Origin of the sequence: Nocardia sp. SSK8 (assembly GCF_037034205.1) — a bacterium.
Classification (GTDB): Bacteria; Actinomycetota; Actinomycetes; order Mycobacteriales; family Mycobacteriaceae; genus Nocardia.
On the sequence record NZ_JBAGKD010000018.1, the window covers coordinates 49,476 to 67,025 of the forward strand.

At 69.9% G+C, this 17,550-nt stretch carries 17 protein-coding genes; 12 read left to right on the plus strand and 5 right to left on the minus strand.

Features of this window, described 5'->3' with window-relative positions; all coding sequences use genetic code 11:
- Positions 1 to 7 precede the first annotated feature (7 nt).
- The 6 genes from WA675_RS25590 to WA675_RS25615 all read left to right on the plus strand — a co-directional run bounded on the left by WA675_RS25590 (position 8) and on the right by WA675_RS25615 (position 5,400).
- Positions 8 to 2,077 carry an acetyl/propionyl/methylcrotonyl-CoA carboxylase subunit alpha gene (locus WA675_RS25590; RefSeq protein ID WP_336087781.1) on the plus strand — a complete coding sequence of 690 codons (2,070 nt, stop codon included), beginning with the start codon at positions 8 to 10 and terminating at the stop codon, positions 2,075 to 2,077.
- On the plus strand, positions 2,074 to 3,234 hold the full coding sequence (locus tag WA675_RS25595; RefSeq protein WP_336087783.1) for an acyl-CoA dehydrogenase family protein: 1,161 nt from the start codon (positions 2,074 to 2,076) through the stop codon (positions 3,232 to 3,234). Before WA675_RS25590 ends, WA675_RS25595 begins: the two co-directional genes overlap by 4 nt.
- A gap of 65 nt (positions 3,235 to 3,299) precedes the next feature.
- The gene (locus WA675_RS25600) at positions 3,300 to 4,082 is read left to right on the plus strand and encodes an enoyl-CoA hydratase family protein (RefSeq protein WP_336087784.1); all 783 of its coding nucleotides are present in this window, start codon (positions 3,300 to 3,302) and stop codon (positions 4,080 to 4,082) included.
- A gap of 4 nt (positions 4,083 to 4,086) precedes the next feature.
- A complete protein-coding gene (locus WA675_RS25605) occupies positions 4,087 to 4,698 on the plus strand; it encodes a TetR/AcrR family transcriptional regulator (RefSeq protein WP_336087785.1) in 612 nt (203 codons plus the stop codon).
- Between the two features lie 73 nt (positions 4,699 to 4,771).
- Complete coding sequence (locus WA675_RS25610) at positions 4,772 to 4,978, plus strand: DUF2191 domain-containing protein (protein ID WP_336087786.1); 207 nt, start codon at positions 4,772 to 4,774, stop codon at positions 4,976 to 4,978.
- Positions 4,969 to 5,400 (plus strand): PIN domain-containing protein, encoded by a 432-nt coding sequence (locus tag WA675_RS25615; RefSeq protein WP_336087787.1) that lies wholly within the window; start codon positions 4,969 to 4,971, stop codon positions 5,398 to 5,400. Before WA675_RS25610 ends, WA675_RS25615 begins: the two co-directional genes overlap by 10 nt.
- Positions 5,401 to 5,459: 59 nt before the next feature.
- Here WA675_RS25615 and WA675_RS25620 read toward each other — a convergent pair whose 3' ends face one another.
- The 3 genes from WA675_RS25620 to WA675_RS25630 form a co-directional block, all read right to left on the minus strand.
- Complete coding sequence (locus tag WA675_RS25620) at positions 5,460 to 7,547, minus strand: glycosyltransferase family 39 protein (protein WP_336087788.1); 2,088 nt, start codon at positions 7,545 to 7,547, stop codon at positions 5,460 to 5,462.
- Positions 7,544 to 8,863, minus strand: coding sequence for a bifunctional glycosyltransferase family 2/GtrA family protein (locus WA675_RS25625; RefSeq protein ID WP_336087789.1), 1,320 nt, complete (start codon positions 8,861 to 8,863; stop codon positions 7,544 to 7,546). Before WA675_RS25625 ends, WA675_RS25620 begins: the two co-directional genes overlap by 4 nt.
- 97 nt (positions 8,864 to 8,960) lie before the next feature.
- On the minus strand, positions 8,961 to 9,587 hold the full coding sequence (locus WA675_RS25630; protein ID WP_336087792.1) for a class I SAM-dependent methyltransferase: 627 nt from the start codon (positions 9,585 to 9,587) through the stop codon (positions 8,961 to 8,963).
- A 109-nt stretch (positions 9,588 to 9,696) separates the two neighbouring features.
- On the opposite strand from WA675_RS25630, the gene WA675_RS25635 reads away from it, so the two are divergent.
- On the plus strand, positions 9,697 to 10,422 hold the full coding sequence (locus WA675_RS25635) for a TetR/AcrR family transcriptional regulator (protein WP_336087794.1): 726 nt from the start codon (positions 9,697 to 9,699) through the stop codon (positions 10,420 to 10,422).
- A 129-nt stretch (positions 10,423 to 10,551) separates the two neighbouring features.
- On the opposite strand, the gene thiD is transcribed toward WA675_RS25635, so the two are convergent.
- Complete coding sequence (gene thiD, locus WA675_RS25640; RefSeq protein ID WP_336087795.1) at positions 10,552 to 11,391, minus strand: bifunctional hydroxymethylpyrimidine kinase/phosphomethylpyrimidine kinase; 840 nt, start codon at positions 11,389 to 11,391, stop codon at positions 10,552 to 10,554.
- A 77-nt stretch (positions 11,392 to 11,468) separates the two neighbouring features.
- Here thiD and WA675_RS25645 point away from each other — a divergent pair, with 77 nt between their 5' ends.
- From WA675_RS25645 to WA675_RS25660, 4 genes are all read left to right on the plus strand, one after another.
- On the plus strand, positions 11,469 to 12,605 hold the full coding sequence (locus WA675_RS25645; RefSeq protein ID WP_336087796.1) for a GTP-binding protein: 1,137 nt from the start codon (positions 11,469 to 11,471) through the stop codon (positions 12,603 to 12,605).
- Between the two features lie 158 nt (positions 12,606 to 12,763).
- The gene (locus WA675_RS25650; protein WP_336087797.1) at positions 12,764 to 13,570 is read left to right on the plus strand and encodes an ABC transporter permease; all 807 of its coding nucleotides are present in this window, start codon (positions 12,764 to 12,766) and stop codon (positions 13,568 to 13,570) included.
- 88 nt (positions 13,571 to 13,658) lie between these two features.
- The gene (locus tag WA675_RS25655; RefSeq protein WP_336087799.1) at positions 13,659 to 14,408 is read left to right on the plus strand and encodes an ABC transporter ATP-binding protein; all 750 of its coding nucleotides are present in this window, start codon (positions 13,659 to 13,661) and stop codon (positions 14,406 to 14,408) included.
- Between the two features lie 57 nt (positions 14,409 to 14,465).
- Complete coding sequence (locus WA675_RS25660; RefSeq protein ID WP_336087800.1) at positions 14,466 to 15,461, plus strand: ABC transporter substrate-binding protein; 996 nt, start codon at positions 14,466 to 14,468, stop codon at positions 15,459 to 15,461.
- 45 nt (positions 15,462 to 15,506) lie between these two features.
- Here the strand turns inward: WA675_RS25660 and WA675_RS25665 are convergent, their stop codons facing one another.
- Positions 15,507 to 16,751 (minus strand): KasA/KasB family beta-ketoacyl-ACP synthase, encoded by a 1,245-nt coding sequence (locus tag WA675_RS25665; protein ID WP_336087802.1) that lies wholly within the window; start codon positions 16,749 to 16,751, stop codon positions 15,507 to 15,509.
- 39 nt (positions 16,752 to 16,790) lie between these two features.
- Between WA675_RS25665 and WA675_RS25670 the strand changes: the two genes are divergently transcribed.
- Positions 16,791 to 17,357 carry a TetR/AcrR family transcriptional regulator gene (locus tag WA675_RS25670; protein ID WP_336087804.1) on the plus strand — a complete coding sequence of 189 codons (567 nt, stop codon included), beginning with the start codon at positions 16,791 to 16,793 and terminating at the stop codon, positions 17,355 to 17,357.
- Positions 17,358 to 17,550 lie beyond the last annotated feature (193 nt).

Consider the following 17,550-nt stretch of genomic DNA (forward strand, 5'->3'; position numbering starts at 1 on the left):
CGACCACATGGCAATTACCAATGTTCTTGTCGCCAACCGTGGTGAGATCGCGCGCCGCGTGTTCGCCACCTGCCGCCGGATGGGCATCGGCACCACCGCCGTCTACTCCGACGCGGATGCCGCGGCCCCGCACGTGTCCGAGGCCGACGCCGCCATCCGGCTGCCCGGCAACACTCCCGCCGAGACCTATCTGCGCGGTGAGCTGATCATCGAGGCGGCGCTGTCGGCCGGTGCCGACGCCATCCATCCCGGCTACGGATTCCTCTCGGAGAACGCCGAATTCGCGCGGGCCGTGCTCGACGCGGGGCTGGTGTGGATCGGTCCGCCGGTCGCGGCCATCGAGCAGATGGGCTCCAAGGTCGAGTCCAAGAAGATGATGGACGCCGCGGGTGTGCCGGTGCTGGCCGAGCTGGACCCGGCCGAGGTCACCGAGGCGCACCTGCCCGTGCTGATCAAGGCCTCCGCCGGTGGTGGTGGTCGCGGGATGCGCGTGGTGCGTGCGCTGGGCGATCTCCAGGATCAGATCGCCGCCGCCCGCCGCGAGGCCGAGTCCGCTTTCGGTGACCCCACCGTGTTCTGCGAGCGCTACCTGGAGACCGGCCGTCACATCGAAGTCCAGGTCATGTCGGACACTTTCGGCACGACCTGGGCGGTGGGTGAGCGCGAGTGCTCGATCCAGCGTCGTCATCAGAAGGTCGTCGAGGAGGCGCCGTCGCCGCTGGTCGAGAAGATCGACGCGCTGCGAGCTCAGGGGCCGGAGGCGGGAGCGGAGCGTGGCCACGGAGGCCCCGTGAGCAGCGCGGATGGGCCGAGCATGCGTGACCGGCTGTTCGAGGCGGCGCGCCTGGCATCCGAGGCGATCGGGTACGAGGGCGCGGGCACCGTCGAGTTCCTCGCCGACGAGAAGGGCGACTTCTTCTTCCTGGAGATGAACACCCGTCTCCAGGTGGAACATCCGGTCACCGAGCAGACCACCGGGCTCGACCTGGTCCGCCTCCAGTTGCAGGTGGCGTCGGGACTGCCGCTGCCCGCCACCCAGCCCGCCCAGCGCGGCCACTCCATCGAGGTCCGCCTCTACGCCGAGGACCCGGCGCAGGACTGGCAGCCGCAGAGCGGCCCGGTGCACAAGATCGAGATTCCGTTCACCGCCGGGGAATTCACCGTGCTGGAACAGCCGGGCGTGCGCCTGGACACCGGCGTGGTGGACGACTCGGTGGTCGGCGTGCACTACGACCCGATGCTGGCCAAGGTCATTTCCTACGCCGAAACCCGCGCGGAGGCAGCGCATCTGCTCGCCACCGCGTTGCAGCGCGCCAAGATCCACGGCCTGGTCACCAACCGCGACCTGCTGGTGCGCGTGCTGCGGCACCCGGCCTTCCTGGCGGGCGATACCGACACCGCCTTCTTCGTCACCCACGACCTGGCCGCGCTGTCGGCGCCGCTGGCCTCGGAGGCCGACGAGGCGCTGTCCATAGTCGCTGCGGCCCTGGCGGATTCGGCCGCCAACCACGCCGCCAGCCGCTTCACCCGGCTCGCGCCCAGCGGCTGGCGCAACCTGGCCTCGCTGCCGCAGACCAAGTCCTACGAGAGCCGCACCTCCGGCACACACGAGGTGCGCTACCGCTACACCCGCACCGGCGTGCAGGTCGAGGGCCACGACGGCCTCGAGCTGATCTCGGCGGCGCCCGGGCGCGTGGTGCTGGCGGTGCCCGGCGAGCGCGGTCCGGTGCGCAGGCAGTTCGAGATCGCCCGCTACGGCGACCTCGTCGCGGTGGACTCCCCGCTCGGCCCGGTGGCCGTGCGCAGGCTGCCGCGCTTCACCGACCCGTCCGAGCAGGTGGCGGCCGGTTCGCTGCTGGCGCCCATGCCGGGCAGCGTCATCCGGCTCGGGGCCGCCGAGGGCGACCAGGTGACCCAGGGCCAGCCCATCCTGTGGCTCGAGGCCATGAAGATGGAACACACCATCGCCGCGCCCGCCACCGGCGTCCTCAGCGCACTCAATGTGACCGTCGGCCAGCAGGTCGAGGTCGGAACCGTCCTCGCCGTCGTAGAGGAAGAAGAGCAGGAGCAGGCATGACCTTCATCGAAACCGAAGAGCAGACCGCGCTGCGGGCGGCGGTCGCGTCGCTGGCGGCCAAATACAACTACCGCGACTATGTGCTGCCGCTCTCGCGCAAGAACGAGCCGCTCACCGAACTCTGGGACGAGGCGGGCAAGCTCGGCTTCCTCGGCGTGAACCTGCCCGAGGAGTTCGGCGGCGGTGGCGCTGGCATGTACGAGCTGGCGCTGGTGCAGGAGGAGCTCTCCGCCCAGGGCGCGGGCCTGCTGCTCATGGTGGTCTCCCCGGCCATTTGCGGCACCATCATCACCAAGTACGGCACCGACGCGCAGAAGCGGAACTGGCTGCCCAAGCTCTCTGACGGCTCGGCCAAGATGGTCTTCGCCATCACCGAGCCCGACGCGGGCTCCAACTCGCACCAGATCACCACCACCGCCCGCCGCGACGGTGACGACTGGATCCTCAACGGCCGCAAGATCTTCATCTCCGGTGTCGATCAGGCCGAGGCCATCCTGGTGGTCTCCCGCACCGAGGACCACAAGACCGGCAAGCTCAAGCCCGCGCTGTTCATCGTCCCGGTGGACGCGCCCGGCCTGGTGAAGAACGTCCAGGAGATGGATGTTATCGAGCCGGACAACCAGTTCACGCTGTTCTTCGACGATGTGCGTCTGCCCGCCGACGCTCTCGTCGGCTCCGAAGACGCCGCGCTGGCCCAGCTGTTCGCGGGGCTGAACCCCGAGCGCATCATGGGTTCGGCCATGGCCATCGGGCTGGGGCGTTACGCGATCGACCGGGCGGTGGAATACGCCAAGGAGCGCACTGTCTGGAAGACGCCGATCGGTGCGCACCAGGGGATTTCGCATCCGCTGGCGCAGATCAAGATCGAGCTGGAGCTGGCCAAGCTGATGATGCAGAAGGCCGCTACGTTGTATGACTCGGGGGATGAGTTCGGGGCTGCCGAGGCGGCGAACATGGCCAAGTACGCGGCGGCCGAGGCCAGTATCAAGGCGCTGGATCAGGCTATTCAGACGCACGGTGGCTCGGGGTTGACCAAGGAGGTGGGGTTGTCGGCGATGTTGCAGGCGGCGCGGATTATGCGGATCGCGCCGGTTAGCCGGGAGATGATTCTCAACTTCGTCTCGCAGCATTCGCTGGGCCTGCCGCGCTCGTACTAGTTTCCGACGGTGGCCGCCCCGGTGGTGGGGCGGCCACCATTCCTCCCGGATGAACAGGAGTCCCGATGAGTGACGTGACGGAAGCACCGTTCGTCCGCTACGAGGTCGTCGACGGGTTCGCCACCCTGACCTTCGATTCGCCGCACAACCGTAATGCGCTCTCGTCCAAGCTCGTTCGTGAGCTGCTGGCGGGGCTGGACGCGGCGAACGGTGATCCGGCCGTGCGTGGCATCGTGCTCGCGCATACTGGTGACACCTTCTGCGCGGGTGCCGACCTCAAGGAGGCGAGTACTGCCGATCCGGCGACCGCGGCGGATCAGCGCACGCGGGTGATGATCGATGTGCTGCGTGGCATTCTGGCCTCGCCCAAGCCGGTTGTCGCCCAGATCGACGGCAATGTGCGCGCGGGCGGGATGGGCATCATCGGTGCTTGCGATCTTGTGGTGGCGGGGCCGGGGAGCAGTTTCGCGCTCACCGAGGTGCGCATCGGGATGGCGCCGTTCATGATCTCGCTCACGCTGGTGCCGCGGCTCGACCAGCGTTCGGCGAGCCGGTACTTCCTCACGGGGGAGAAGTTCGACGCGGCCACGGCGCAGGAGATCGGGTTGGTCACGGTGGCGGCCGCGGATGCCGCGGCCGAGGTGAAACGCCTGTGTGGGGAGCTGCGGAAGGGGTCGCCGCAGGGGCTGGCGGAGTCCAAGCGGCTGGTCAACTCGGTGCTGCTGGCGCGCTTCGACGCCGAGGCGGAGGAGCTCGCGCGGCGTTCGGCGGGGTTCTTCGGTACCGCCGAGGTGATCGAGGGCATGACGGCCTTCTTCCAGAAGCGCCCGCCCAGCTGGGCACAATAGTCCGATGGCGACACCCCACGAACCCAAGCAGGACCGCAGCCGGGCCACCCGGCAGCGGCTGCTCGAGGCCACCATCGACTGCCTGGCCGAGACCGGCTGGGCGGCCGCGACCGTGTCGGTGGTCGCCGAACGGGCCGGGGTGTCGCGCGGGGCGGCCCAGCATCACTTCCCCACCAGGGAAGACCTGATCACCGGCGCGCTCGAGTACATGTTCGACACCAGGATGGAGCAGTCCAGCGCCGAGGCGACCGCGATCAACGAGGTCGCCGAGGGCGCGGGCCGCACCCGCGCGGTGGTCTCCGGCCTGGTCGAGTCCTACACCTCGCCACTGTTCAAGGCGGCCCTGCAGGTGTGGACCCACGCCGCCGCCGACCCGGCCCTGCGCGAACGCATCGTCCCCATGGAAGCCCGCTTCGGCCGCATCGCCCACCGCCGCGCCGTCGAGGCGCTCGGCGTCGACGACTCCGACCCGGTCAACCACCACCTGGTCCAGGCCACCCTCGACCTGGCCCGCGGGCTGGGCCTGGCCGATGTCCTCACCGACGACTCGGCCCGCCGCAAACTGATCGTCGACCAGTGGGCGGCAACGCTGCACTCGGCCCTCAACCAAGGCTGAACAACCCTTGTGACCTGCGCCTTCCCGGGTATATAGTCGCCGCATGGGGGAATATATATCGAGGGACTGCGACATGACCAAGCGACTGATCGAGATCGACGACGAGCTGCTCGCGTCCGCCCAAGACGCGCTCGGGACGTCGGGTGTCTCCGATACGGTGCGCGCCGCGTTGAGTTCCGCGGTGGTCGCGCGGGCGCGTGCCGCGGAAGTCGAGTGGCTCGTCAATGGGGGCTTGGCCGAGATGGCCGACAAGGATCGGCGCGATGACGTATGGCGATAACCGCGCGCTACCTCATCGACACCAGCGCCGGTGCCCGGATGCGGCATCCCGAAGTCGCCGCCGAACTCGGTCCCTTGCTCAAGGCGGGCCTGGTCGCGACCTGCGCGGCGCTGGATTCCGAGGCGCTCTACAGCGCCCGCGGCCCGGCGGAATACGAACAGATCCGGTTCCGCCGCCGCGCCGCCTACGAATACCTGCCCACCAATGACGAGCACTGGCAGAGCGCGTTCGCCATCCAGCGGGAACTGGCCCGCTCCGGCCGCCACCGCGCGGTCGGCATCCACGATCTGCTCGCCGCGGTGCTGGCGGTCGAGCATCGCCTCGTCCTGTTCCACTACGACGCCGATTTCGAAACCGTCGCTTCGGTATTGGACCTGAACCACCGGTGGGTGGCTCCGCGAGGAACCATCGAGACGTCCTGACCGGTCGCGGCCGACCCGCATGGTCGGCGCAGCGAGGCCGCCAGGCCCTCGGTGGCCGACTATTCCTTCGGTTGGGTCAGGTCGTACATGGTGACGCCGTCGACGGTGATCGCGGTGTAGTTCTCGGCAACCCAGGTCGTGATCGCCGAACTCGTCGAGGCACTGCCGCCACCAGGGCCGCCGTGTCCACCGGAGATGAAGTAGTGGATCCGGCCGTCGGCGACGTAGCGCTGGAACTGTTCGAGCGTGGGGGAGGGATCGCTGCCGTTGAACCCACCGATCGGCATGACCGGAAGCTCGGTGGCGAGCTGATACCCGGCGGCGCTGTTGGACCCGACGGTGGCGGCCACCCAGGTGTAGTCGGTGCCGTCCTGCTCGAGCATGGTGACGATGCGGTCACTGGGCCGCGACCCGTTCAGCAACCCACCGGCCCCGCCACGTCCCGGACCGCCCCGCATCCGGCCATCCTGGCCATCCGTCACGGCGCCATCCGCTGCGGCGGAACCGTCGGCGGGCGCTGCGCCGCCGGTCGGCGGGGCTCCGGGTGCGCCGCTGGTTGCCGAGCTGTCCGGCATCGAGCCGTCTGGCGTAGCGCCATCGGAACCCGTCCCACCCAGCTGGGTGCCGCCCGGTCTGCCGTTGCCCCAGTCGGGGCGCATGCCGCCCATGCCGTGCATGCCACCGGCATTCGGGCCCGCGCTCGGGATCGCGCCGGAGTGGGACGTGGCGAGGGTGTCGATGGAGTAGGCCGCGGGGCCTGCGAGGGCGACGAAGGTGGCGGTGAGGGCGGCGGCCAGGGAGAGCTTGCGCGGTAAGGGGAAGGCGAGGGCGATGGTCGTCGCGAGGCCGGTGAGGAGGATCGTCCAGCGGAGCCACGGTTGGAAGGATGCGCTGCGCGACAGCAGAATCCACGCCGTGGCGGTGGTGAGTCCGATGACGAGGGCGCAGGTGAGGCGGACCCATAGGCGGTCGCGCGCACCCCACAGCTGGACGGCGGCGATACCGGCCAGTGCGGCGACGGCGGGGGCGAGGGCCACCGTGTAGTACTGGTGGAAGATGCCCGCCATGTAACTGAAGACCAGGCCGGTGACGAGAAGCCAACCACCCCAGAGGATCAGCGCGGCGCGGCGCCGGTCGGTGCGGGGTGCGCGGCCGCGCAGGATCAGTCCAGCGACCAGGCCGAGCAGGGCGGCGGGGATGAGCCAGGCGATCTGCCCGCCTTGAGCCGGGTCGAACATGCGGGTGATGCCGGTGCTGCCCCACATACCGCCGCCGCCGGGCATGTCGCCCCCGCCGGGAACAACACTGCCGCGTTCGTTGCCGTTGAGACGGCCGAGCCCGTTGTAACCGAGGGTGAGCTCGATGATCGAATTCTCGTGCGACCCACCGATCCACGGGCGGCTGTCGGCGGGCCAGAGCTCCACTGTCAGCAGCCACCAGCCCGCCGCGAGCACCATGGCGGCCCCGGCGGCGAACAGCTGCGCGATGCGTTTGCCCAGCTTCGGCGGGCCCGCGATCAGGTAGGTCAGGGCCAGCGCGGGCACCACCAGCAGCACCTGGAGCTGTTTGGCGAGGAAGCCGAAGCCGATCAGGCCGCCGGTGAGCAGCAGCCACCGCCACCGTCCGTCGGCGACGGCACGGGTCATCGCCCAGGCGGCCGCGGTCATCAGCAGCACCAGCAGCGCGTCGGGATTGTTGAACCGGAACATCAGCACCGCGACCGGAGTCACCGCGAGCACCGTGCCCGCGATCAACCCGGCGGCGGGCCCGAAGGACCGGCGCACCGTCGCCCACAGCACCGCCACGGTCGCCACCCCGAGCAGCACCTGCGGCACCAGCATGCTCCAGCTGTTGAGCCCGAACACCCGCACCGACAGCTCCATCACCCACAGTGAGGCAGGCGGTTTGTCGACGGTGATCGAGTTCGCCGCGTCGGACGACCCGAAGAAGAACGCCTCCCACGACTGCGAACCCGCTTGCACCGCAGCGGCATAGAAGTCATTGGCCCAGCCGTTGGCGCTCAGATTGAGCAGGTAGGCGATGGTGGTACCGAGCAGCAACGCCGCCAATGCCGGGTATTCCCAGCGCTTTCGGCGTTCGGCGGCGACATCGGCGATATCCGGCCGTTCCATGACGGTGGCGGTCATCGGCGCACCCCCAGTTCGTCCACGCGCCGGACACCTTCGGGCTCATGGCCGGTCCGCGCGTCAGTGTCGGCCGATGTGCCGAGAACACGCCCGGCGGCGTGCTGGTGGGTGCCCGCGTGCCGGAAGACCCACCGCAGGCCGACGAAACGGCACAGTGTCGCAACGAGATTCGCGGTGATCAGCACCCCGAGCTCGACCCCGACGGCCGCGTCGGGGGCCCAGCGGTGCAGGGCGAAGAGGGAACCGCTGGTGATGGCGAGGCCGAAGGCGAAAATGGCCAAGCCCTGGAACTGGTGCGACATCGCGTCGCGGCGCCCGCGCACGCCGAAGGTGAAGGCGCGATTGGCGGCGGTATTGCCCACCGCGGTCACCAGCAATGCCAGGAGATTCGCGCCCTGACCGCCGAGCAGCGGTTGCAGCAGCAGGTACAGCACGATGTAGGCCAGCGTCGAGCTCACACCGACGACGGCGAAGCGCACCAGCTGCCCGACCATCCCCAGCGGCACACCCGGTACCAGCGGTTCGCGCCCGACGGCCGCGCGGAGTTCGGCCAGCGGCAGCGTGCCGGTGGTGAGCGCCTTGGTGAGCCGCCAGATGCCGCGCAGGTCCTTGCGGGCGGTGTCGACGATGTCGACCCGGCTGTCGGGGTCGTCGATCCAGTCGACCGGCACCTCGTGGATGCGCAGCCCGGCCCGCTCGGCCAGCACCAGCAGTTCGGTGTCGAAGAACCACTCACCGTCGCGCACGAGCGGCAGCAGTTCGCGCGCTACCTCGGTGCGCATGGCCTTGAACCCGCACTGGGCATCCGAAAAGCCCGCGCGCAGTGTCGTTTTCAGCAGCAGGTTGTAGCAGCGGGAGATGATCTCGCGCCGGGGCCCGCGCACCACCCGGGACGAGGCGTCGAGGCGGGTGCCGATGGCCAGCTCGGAATGTCCCGACACCAGCGGCGCGACCAGCGGCAGCAGCGCGTTCAGATCGGTCGACAGGTCGACGTCCATATACGCCACCACCGCCGCGTCCGACGCGCTCCACGCCGCGCGCAGTGCCCGCCCCCGTCCCTTCGCGTCCAGGTGCAGTACCCGCACGCCGTCGAGTTCGGTCGCCAGCAGTTCGGCCACCGCGAGGGTGGCGTCGGTGCTGGCATTGTCGGCGACGGTGATGCGGGCGGTGAACGGGAAGCCGTCGCGCAGGTACGCGTGCAGCCTGCGCACGCACAACCCCAGATCGGTCTCCTCGTTGTAGACGGGTATCACCACGTCGAGCACCGGTGCCCGGCGGCTCGGCATGGCCTTCTGCTCGGCCTCGGTCTGAGTCATGGCACCCACCCTCGACGGCCGCGCTGCCACCGAGCTGGGACCGGGCTGGGAGGTTGCTCGAGATCCCGATCGGCGACGCGACACCCAAGGCTCCCGCCTAGCCGCGCCGCACCCGCAACACGCTGTCGGCGCGCTCACCGGCCACGCCGTCGGGGCTGGTCGACGGACTGTAGACGAGCTCGGCGGTCTCCACCTGCCACTCCGGTCCCAGCTCGAGCTGGCTGAGCACCTGCTCGATGGTGGGGAAATCGACATGCTTGGGCGGCTCGGTGACCCAGCTCGGCCAGCCGTGGTGCCCGCCGATCACCAGCACCCCGCCGGGCGCGACGGCGGTCGCGGCGCGGCGCAGGATCACCGCGCGCTCGTCGGGGCGTTCCACCGGCGAGTGCAGGAACTGCGCGGAGACCAGGTCGAAAGCGCCCTCGGGGAAGCTGTGTCGCAGGTCGTGGCGCTCCCAGTGGATCGTCAGCCCGAGCTCGCGGGCCGCGCGTTCGCCGCGCTCCATGGCGGTGGCCGAGATGTCGACGGCGGTGACCCGCCAGCCGCGCTCGGCCAGCCAGATCGCGTCGCCGCCTTCGCCGCAGCCCAGGTCGAGCGCGGTGCCGGGGGTGAGTTCGCCGGTCTCGCGGACCAGCAGCGGGTTGACCTTGCCGGTCCAGATCTGTTCGCGGTCGCGGTAGAAGTCTTCCCAGAATTCTTCGGCGGTGGGGGTGGTATCGGTCATCTGACCATCGTGCGGGGACCCCGCGAAATCGCGCAACAATCCTTGCCGTTCCGGCAAAAGGCAACCCCGCCGGTCGAGCGGGCCCCGCGCCGACAATAAGCTGCTGTTTGTGACGCGCGGTTACCCGAAATCAGGCGAGGCACCGGGCCGTCGTGTCGATGCGCGGACCGAGCGTTGGCGCGAGCATCGCGTTCAAGTCCGCATCCAGTTCGTCGACGCCGCCTTCCGCGCGCTGGACCGGGTCGGACCCGATGTGAGCATGGGCGATATCGCCCGCGAGGCAGGCGCCGCCAAACCCAAGCTCTACCGGCACTTCGAAGACAAGACCGACCTCTACAACGCCATCGTCGACCGGGTCCGCGACATGCTCTGGGAGCGGGTGCTCACCGGCGTCGACCTCACCGACGACTCGGTGGCCCAACTGGTCCGCACCGGCGCCGCGGCCTACGTCTCGGTGGTGTCGGAGCATCCGAATGTCTTCCGGTTCATGCTGCACAGCCACTTCAGTCAGCAGGCCAAGGAGACGGAACGGGCGCTGGAGACGGCACGGCAGTCGGCGCGCCGGGCGGCCGAGTTCTTCGCGGGCCTGCTGCCCGCGGAATCGGTCGACGTGGCCGGGATCGAACTGGTGAACTATTCGATTTTCGGTGCGGTGGCCTCGGCCACGGACTGGTGGCTCGGCGCGAATCAGCGCGAGGTCTCGGCGATGCCGGTGGAGCGCTTCGTCGACTATCTGGCCGAGAGCATCTCGGCGCTGGCCCAGGCGCATGCCAGCTTCAATCAGGTCCGGGTGGACCTCTCGCAGCCCCTGCGCGCCGCATTCATCGCGAGCTGAACGCTTCTGCCGCGCCCGGCGCGAACTCCGTTGTTCTCGCCAGCTACGTCATTGGAGCCGGTGGGGGTGCGGCGAATCCAGTATGAACCCGCCCACCGACAACTTCGTGACGCCACGCACAGGGGTGGGTCAGTGTAGGCGCCAGAGGGGGGAGACCGGGCCGTGGCCCGCGCCGAGGTCGTAGGCGGCGGCCAGGCAGCGGTAGGTCCATTCCTTGGCGAACTCGACCGCGTCGGGGACGGAGTAGTTGTTGGCCAGGGCGCTGGCGATGGCGGCGGCCAGGGTGTCGCCGCCGCCGTGGTCGTTGCCGGTGGCGATGCGGGGGGCGGTGTATTCGCGGAAGGTGTCGCCGTCGTAGAGCAGGTCGGTGCTCACCTCCGAGGAGCGCAGGTGTCCGCCCTTGACGATCGCCCATTGCGCGCCCAGGGCGTGCAGGGCCTCGGCGGCCTTGCGGGCGGTGGCGTCGTCGACGACCTCGATGCCGGTGATCAGCCGGACCTCGTCGAGGTTCGGGGTGACCACGGTGGCCAGCGGGATCAGGGTGTTGCGCACCGCGTCGAGCGCCTCGGCGTGCAGTAGCGGGTCGCCGTGCATGGAGGCCGCGACCGGGTCGACCACCAGCGGAATCGTGCCATCGCGGCCGATCCCCAGCTCCCGGCACACCCCGGCCACCGATTCGATGATGGCGGTGGAGGCGAGCATGCCGGTCTTGGCCGCGCCGATGCCGATATCGCGCACCACCGTGCGGACCTGATCGGCGACGATGTGCGCCGGAATCTCGTGAAACCCGCTGACGCCCACCGTGTTCTGCACGGTCACCGCCGCCACCGCGACGCAGGCGTGCACCCCGCACAGTGCCATCGTCCGCGAATCGGCCTGGATTCCGGCGCCACCGCCGGAGTCGGTGCCCGCGATGGTGAGCGCGCGGACGGGGGTCTGGCCATCGGGGGTCAGCGGCAGCATCTTCACGGTGTCACCCTACGGCCGCCGGGCCTGCTCCGGGACCCCGCCCGCACGATGTAAATGAAAACCATTATCATTAACTCGTGACCACAACTTCCCTCCCCGTCACCGTCCTGTCCGGGTTCCTTGGCGCGGGTAAGACCACCCTGCTCAACCACATCCTCGCCAACCGCGAGGGCCGCCGGGTCGCGGTGATCGTCAACGACATGAGCGAGGTGAACATCGACGCCGCCCTGGTGGCAGGCCAGGGACACCTGGACCGCACCGAGGAGAAACTCGTCGAGCTCACCAACGGCTGCATCTGCTGCACCCTGCGCGAGGACCTGATCGAGGCGGTCGCCCGGCTGGCCCGCGAGGGCCGCTTCGACCAGCTGGTGATCGAGTCCACCGGCATCTCCGAGCCCATGCCGGTGGCCGCCACCTTCGACTGGGAGTTCGAGGACGGCTTCCGTCTCGGCGAGATCGCCCGCCTCGACACCATGGTCACCGTCGTGGACGCCTCCACCTTCCTGGCCGAGCTGGTGCGCGGGCAGGGCCTGGCGGAACGGGAGCTGGAAGCGGGCGAAGGGGATTCGCGCACCATCGCGGACCTGCTGGTCGACCAGGTGGAGTTCGCCGACGTGCTGCTGATCAACAAGACCGACCTGGTGAGCGCCAATGCCGCCGCCACGGTCGAGGCCACCGTGCGCAGACTCAACCCCCGCGCGCGGGTGCTGCGCGTCGAGAAGGGCAAGGTCGATCTCGCCGAGGTGCTCGACACCGGCCGCTACAACCCGCTCGTCGCCGCCGAGGCCGAGGGTTGGGCCGAGGAGCTCGCGGGCGGGCATACCCCCGAGACCGAGGAATACGGCATCAGCAGCCTCACCTACGTCGCCGACCGGCCCTTCCATCCCGGCCGTCTCGCCGAGGCGCTGTCCGGTCTGCGAGGCATGTTGCGCAGCAAGGGATTCTGCTGGATCGCCAGCCGCCCCGAACTGGCCGCGATCTGGTCACAGGCGGGCCCGAACCTGACCTTCGAACCCGGCGCCTGGTGGTCCTCGCTGGAGGTGCCCGCCGGACAGGAGATCGTGTTCATCGGCGTGCGGCTCGACGCCCCCGCGGTGCGCCGCGCCCTCGACGACGCCCTGCTCACCGATGCCGAATACGCCGCGGGCGCGGGCGCCTGGACCGCCTACGCCGACCCCTTCCCGGCCTGGGGTGACCTCCACGAACACCACTGATCGCCCGCATTGCTGCGCGGAACACCCTGCGCTGGTGCATGATTCGAAAGGGCCGCGACCCACGCGCCGATGAGGGGAGTGTGGGCCGCGGCACCGAGAAATTCTCGAGCTGATTCCAACCCTGTCGGCGGGGGCGGCCCGGCGGGCACCATGCTCGCATGCTGTTGGTCAAGCCCACCGAGACCGGCGCGGGTCGGGTTCCGCTGTACCGCCGCGCCGGGTTTCTGCGAGCGCTCTCGCCGGTCGTGCTGCTGCTGATCTGGCAGATCGGCAGCAGCAGCGGCTGGATTCCGGCCAAGAAGCTGCCCGCGCCGTCGAAGGTCGTCGACGCCGGGCTCGAGATCTACCGCTCCGGGCAGCTCGGTGAGGCCCTGCTCGTCTCGGGTGGGCGCGCGCTCTACGGGTTCGCGCTCGGCGCGGTGCTCGCGCTGGCGCTGGGTGTGTTCGCGGGGCTGAGCCGGATCGGTGAATACGCCGTCGACCCGCCGTTGCAGATGATCCGCACCATTCCGCTGTTCGGGCTCATTCCGCTGTTCATCATCTGGTTCGGCATCGGCGAGGAGCCGAAGGTCTACCTGATCGCGCTCGGCGTGTTCTTCCCGCTGTATCTCAATACCTTCTCCGGCATCCGCCAGCTCGATCCCAAGCTGCTCGAGCTCGGCAGTGCCCTGCGACTCGGGCTCGCCGAGCGGCTGCGGCTGCTCATCCTGCCCGGCGCGCTGCCCCAGATCCTGGTGGGCGTGCGGCAGAGCCTCGGGATCGCCTGGCTCTCGCTCATCGTCGCCGAGCAGATCAACGCCAGCGCGGGCCTTGGCTTCGTGGTCAACAACGCGCGCGAATTCCTGCGCACCGACATCGTGGTGTTCGGCCTGGTGATCTACAGCCTGCTCGGCCTGCTCACCGACTCGATCGTGCGGCTGCTCGAACGCCGTGCCCTGCGCTGGCGCCCGGCGGTGCACCGCTGATGCCCGCCACCTTCTCCCGCCGGTGGGTCCACCCGATCCGCCCGGTGGATCGGCCCACCCGCCGCCGCTCGATCGCGAGGTTCCCGTCATGACCGCTGCCGCCGTCACCCCCATCCCCAGTCGATCGGCCCGCACCCCGGCCGCGCGAATCACCGGTCTGGGCAAGAGCTTCGGTGAGCGGAGTGTGCTCGACGGGATCGACCTCGAACTCGGCGCGGGCGAGATCGTCGCGCTGGTCGGGCGCAGCGGCTCGGGCAAATCGACCCTGCTGCGCATCCTCGGCGGCCTCGACACCGCGACCCGCGGCGAGGTATCCGTCGAGGGCAGGCCGACGATCGTCTTCCAGGAGGCGCGGCTGATCCCGTGGCAGCCGGTGGTGCGCAATGTCGCCCTGGGCAGGCCCAAGCCGCGCAACCGCCGCGCCGACGAACAGGCCGCCCGTGATCTGCTCGCCGAGGTCGGCTTGGCCGGGCGCGCCGACGCCTGGCCGCTGACGCTGTCCGGCGGCGAAGCGCAGCGCGCCGCGCTGGCCAGAGCCCTGGTCGCAGAGCCCACGCTACTGCTGCTCGACGAACCTTTCGGCGCCCTCGACGCGCTCACCCGCCTGACCATGCACGAGCTGCTGCTCGGCCTGCACGCCCAGCGCGCCTTCGGCGTGCTGCTGGTGACCCACGATGTGCTCGAGGCCATCACCCTGGCCGACCGCGTGCTCGTCCTGGACGAGGGCCGCATCGCCGCCGACGTGTCCATCGACCTGCCGCGCCCGCGCACCGCGGGCTCGCCCGAGGTCGCCGACTACGCCACCCAGCTGCTCACGCTGCTCGGCGTCACCCACTGACCTGCCCTTCCGGCGCACCGCGCCGACCGCTGTACCCGACGCACGAAAGTTGTTCCTGTGAAACGCACTCCGAAGTCTCGCCTGGCCGGGCTCGCCCTCGCCGTCGTCGCCGCGCTCTCGCTGAGCGCCTGCGGTGACGACGCGGCCACCGAGGCGGCGCCCTCTGGTCCGGTGGACCTCAGCACCGTCACGCTGAAAGTCGGTGACCAGAAGGCGATTTCGATCGAGGTGCTGTTGAAGGCGTCGGGCCAGCTGGAGAATCTGCCGTACAAGATCGAGTTCTCCACCTTCACCGCCGGTCTGCCGCTGGTCGAGGCGGCCAGCGCGGGCGGCATCGATATCGCCCAGACCGGCAACACCCCGGTCATCTTCGGCGCGGCCGCCGACGCCGATGTGAAGATCGTCGGCGCGCTCTCGGCCACCGGCAAGGGCGACGCGATCCTGGTCGGCAAGGACTCGACGGTGAGCTCGGTGGCCGGGCTCGAGGGCAAGAAAGTCGCTGTCTACAAGGGCAGTTCGGCCAATGCCAATCTGCTGCTCCAGCTGAAGAAGGCGGGCCTGTCGCTCAGCGATGTCGAGCCGGTCTACCTCTCGCCCGCCGACGGCTACACCGCGCTGACCCGCGGCGATGTCGAAGCCTGGGCCACCTGGGACCCCTACACCGCCATCGCGGAGAAGGAGATCGGCGCCAAGTCCATCGCCACCGCCGACCAGGCCGCCAACGGGTACAACTTCTGGGTCGCGGGCAACAAGACCATCGCCGACGCGGGCAAGTCCGCCGCCATCGCCGACTTCTTCCAGCGCTACGCCGCCGCCACCAAGTGGTCCTCGGACAACCTCGACACCTGGTCCACCAAGTACGCCGAGCTCACCCAGATCAGCGTGGACGCCTCGCGCACCACCTGGACCCGCTCCATCAAGGAACCCATCGCGCTCACCGATGACGTGGTGGCCTCCGAACAGGAGATCGCCGACGCCTTCACCGACGCCAAGGCCCTGCCGGGCAAGGTCGACTTCCAGTCTTTCGTCGACACCCGCTTCGACAAGCCCTGACGAAAGCTCCTCGCGGCGCCCCTGATTCGCGGATCGGGGGCGCTGTCATGGCGCGCCGAAGGCGAGGGCGACATTGTGTCCGCCGAAGCCGAACGAATTGCTCACGGCGTAGCCGAAACGCTGTGTCCGCGCGGAACCCGCCACGATGTCGAGATCGATCGCCGGGTCCGGAGTGTCGAAATTCAGTGTGGGCGGGACGATCTGCTCACGCAGGCTCAGCATGGTGATCAGGGATTCCAGCGCGCCCACCGCGCCGATGGAATGGCCCAGCGCGGATTTCGGCGCGTAGACCGAGGCGTGCGGGGTGACGGCGGTGATGGCGGCGGCCTCGGACGCGTCGCCCACCGAGGTCGAGGTGGCGTGCGCGTTCACATGGCCGATGTCCGAAGGCCGCAGTCCCGCAGTCCGTATCGCCTTGCGCATGGCCTGCGCGGCCCCGGTGCCCGCCGGATCGGAGGCGACGATGTGGAACGCGTCGGAGGTGATGCCCGCGCCGAGCACCCGGCCGTGCACCTCGGCGCCACGGGCTCGCGCGTGCTGTTCGGATTCCAGCACCAGCAGCGCGCCCGCCTCGCCGAAGACGAACCCGTCCCGATCCCGCTCGAACGGCCGTGACGCGCGCTCGGGTTCCGCGTTGCGGGTGCTCATGGCCCGCATCATCGCGAACCCGGCGATCGGCACCGGGTCGATATGCCCCTCCACCCCACCGGTGACCACCACCTCCGCCTCGCCGGTGCGGATCAGCCGCCAGGCGTGCGCGATGGCCTCCGATCCCGACGAGCAGGCCGAGACCGGCGCGAAAACCCCACCTCGCGCTCCGATTTCGAGGCCGACCGTGGCGGCCGGACCGTTCGGCATCACCATCGGCACGGCCAGCGGGGACACCTTGCGATAGCCGCCCGCGCGCATGGCGTCGACCGCGTCGATCAGCGCGTCACCGCCGCCGAGCCCGGTGCCGATGGCCACGGCCAGGCGCTCCGGATCGACCGCCGGAGCGCCCGCCGCCTGCCAGACCCGGCGGCCGAGCACCAGCGCCATGCGCTCGACATAGGAGTGGCGGCGCTGTTCGACGCGGGACAGTTCCGCGTCCGGCGGGCTCACCAGCGGGCCGCCGATGCGCACCGGGAGATCGTGCTCGGCGAGGAATTCCGGTGCCAGGGCGCGGATTCCGCTCTCGCCGCGCAGCAGCCGGGTCCAGGTCTCGTCCATCGTCGCGGCCAGGGCGGTGGTCGCCGCGTATCCCGTCACCACGACATCGTCGCCGGTTTCTGTAGCGATCGGTACAGTCATGGCGTCATGAATACCTGTAGCACTCGCTACAGTCAACCCATGGCCCGTCCACTCGACCACCGCAAACGCGCCGACCTGCTGGCCGGTGTCGTCGCCTATATCGCCGCACACGGCCTGGCCGAACTGTCGCTGCGTCCGCTGGCCGCCGCGCTGGGAACCAGCTCGCGCATGCTCATCCACTACTTCGGGACCAAGGAGGAACTGCTGGTCCAGGCCCTGGCGACACAGCGACCCGACGTGGGTGCGGTGTTCGCCGACGTCACCGAGGCGGCCCAGCTGCGCGACCGGCTCCTCGGCTTCTTCGACCTCAACACCGACGGCTCCGAGGCCGACAGCGTGCGCGTGCTACTGCAAGTGCTCGGCGCCGCCTGCGCCCCCGATTCGCCCTATCGGGACTACGCGGACGCCGCCATCACCACCTTCGTCACCGCCTTCGCGTCCGCCCTGCGCCGCACCGCCCTCGCCCCCGATGACCCCGAAGTGGTGGCGACGCTGCTCATCTCGGGAATGCGCGGGATCATCCAGGACCGACTGATCACCGGTGACCGTGAACGCACCACCCGCGCCGCCCGCGCGCTCGTCGACGCGGTACTCCCCGAAGGCTGACGCTGGCTCGGGCGCCGGGTTCGCCCCGCGTCGCCCGCACGCTGGTCGACGCGGTGGTCCTCGAACGCTGAGGCTGGGTCGGGGGCGCCGGGTCGCATCTTGGGAATGCTGGGATCGGCCGGAGAGCGTGGGCGGTCGGCGGTGGGGCGGGACGTGCCGCGAGGTTGCTGGTTACCGCGGGTGGGTGGGTGTG

What these genes read in the sequence shown, in the direction of transcription:
- WA675_RS25595 (WP_336087783.1), top strand. Translation starts at nt 2,074, where the DNA reads ATGACCTTCATCGAAACCGAAGAGCAGACCGCGCTGCGGGCGGCGGTC.
- WA675_RS25655 (WP_336087799.1), top strand. Translation starts at nt 13,659, where the DNA reads ATGACCGCTGCCGCCGTCACCCCCATCCCCAGTCGATCGGCCCGCACC.
- WA675_RS25670 (WP_336087804.1), top strand. Translation starts at nt 16,791, where the DNA reads ATGGCCCGTCCACTCGACCACCGCAAACGCGCCGACCTGCTGGCCGGT.
- WA675_RS25625 (WP_336087789.1), bottom strand. Translation starts at nt 8,863, where the DNA reads ATGACTCAGACCGAGGCCGAGCAGAAGGCCATGCCGAGCCGCCGGGCA.
- WA675_RS25650 (WP_336087797.1), top strand. Translation starts at nt 12,764, where the DNA reads ATGCTGTTGGTCAAGCCCACCGAGACCGGCGCGGGTCGGGTTCCGCTG.
- WA675_RS25600 (WP_336087784.1), top strand. Translation starts at nt 3,300, where the DNA reads ATGAGTGACGTGACGGAAGCACCGTTCGTCCGCTACGAGGTCGTCGAC.
- WA675_RS25605 (WP_336087785.1), top strand. Translation starts at nt 4,087, where the DNA reads ATGGCGACACCCCACGAACCCAAGCAGGACCGCAGCCGGGCCACCCGG.
- WA675_RS25665 (WP_336087802.1), bottom strand. Translation starts at nt 16,751, where the DNA reads ATGACTGTACCGATCGCTACAGAAACCGGCGACGATGTCGTGGTGACG.
- WA675_RS25615 (WP_336087787.1), top strand. Translation starts at nt 4,969, where the DNA reads ATGGCGATAACCGCGCGCTACCTCATCGACACCAGCGCCGGTGCCCGG.
- WA675_RS25590 (WP_336087781.1), top strand. Translation starts at nt 8, where the DNA reads ATGGCAATTACCAATGTTCTTGTCGCCAACCGTGGTGAGATCGCGCGC.
- WA675_RS25610 (WP_336087786.1), top strand. Translation starts at nt 4,772, where the DNA reads ATGACCAAGCGACTGATCGAGATCGACGACGAGCTGCTCGCGTCCGCC.
- WA675_RS25630 (WP_336087792.1), bottom strand. Translation starts at nt 9,587, where the DNA reads ATGACCGATACCACCCCCACCGCCGAAGAATTCTGGGAAGACTTCTAC.
- WA675_RS25620 (WP_336087788.1), bottom strand. Translation starts at nt 7,547, where the DNA reads ATGACCGCCACCGTCATGGAACGGCCGGATATCGCCGATGTCGCCGCC.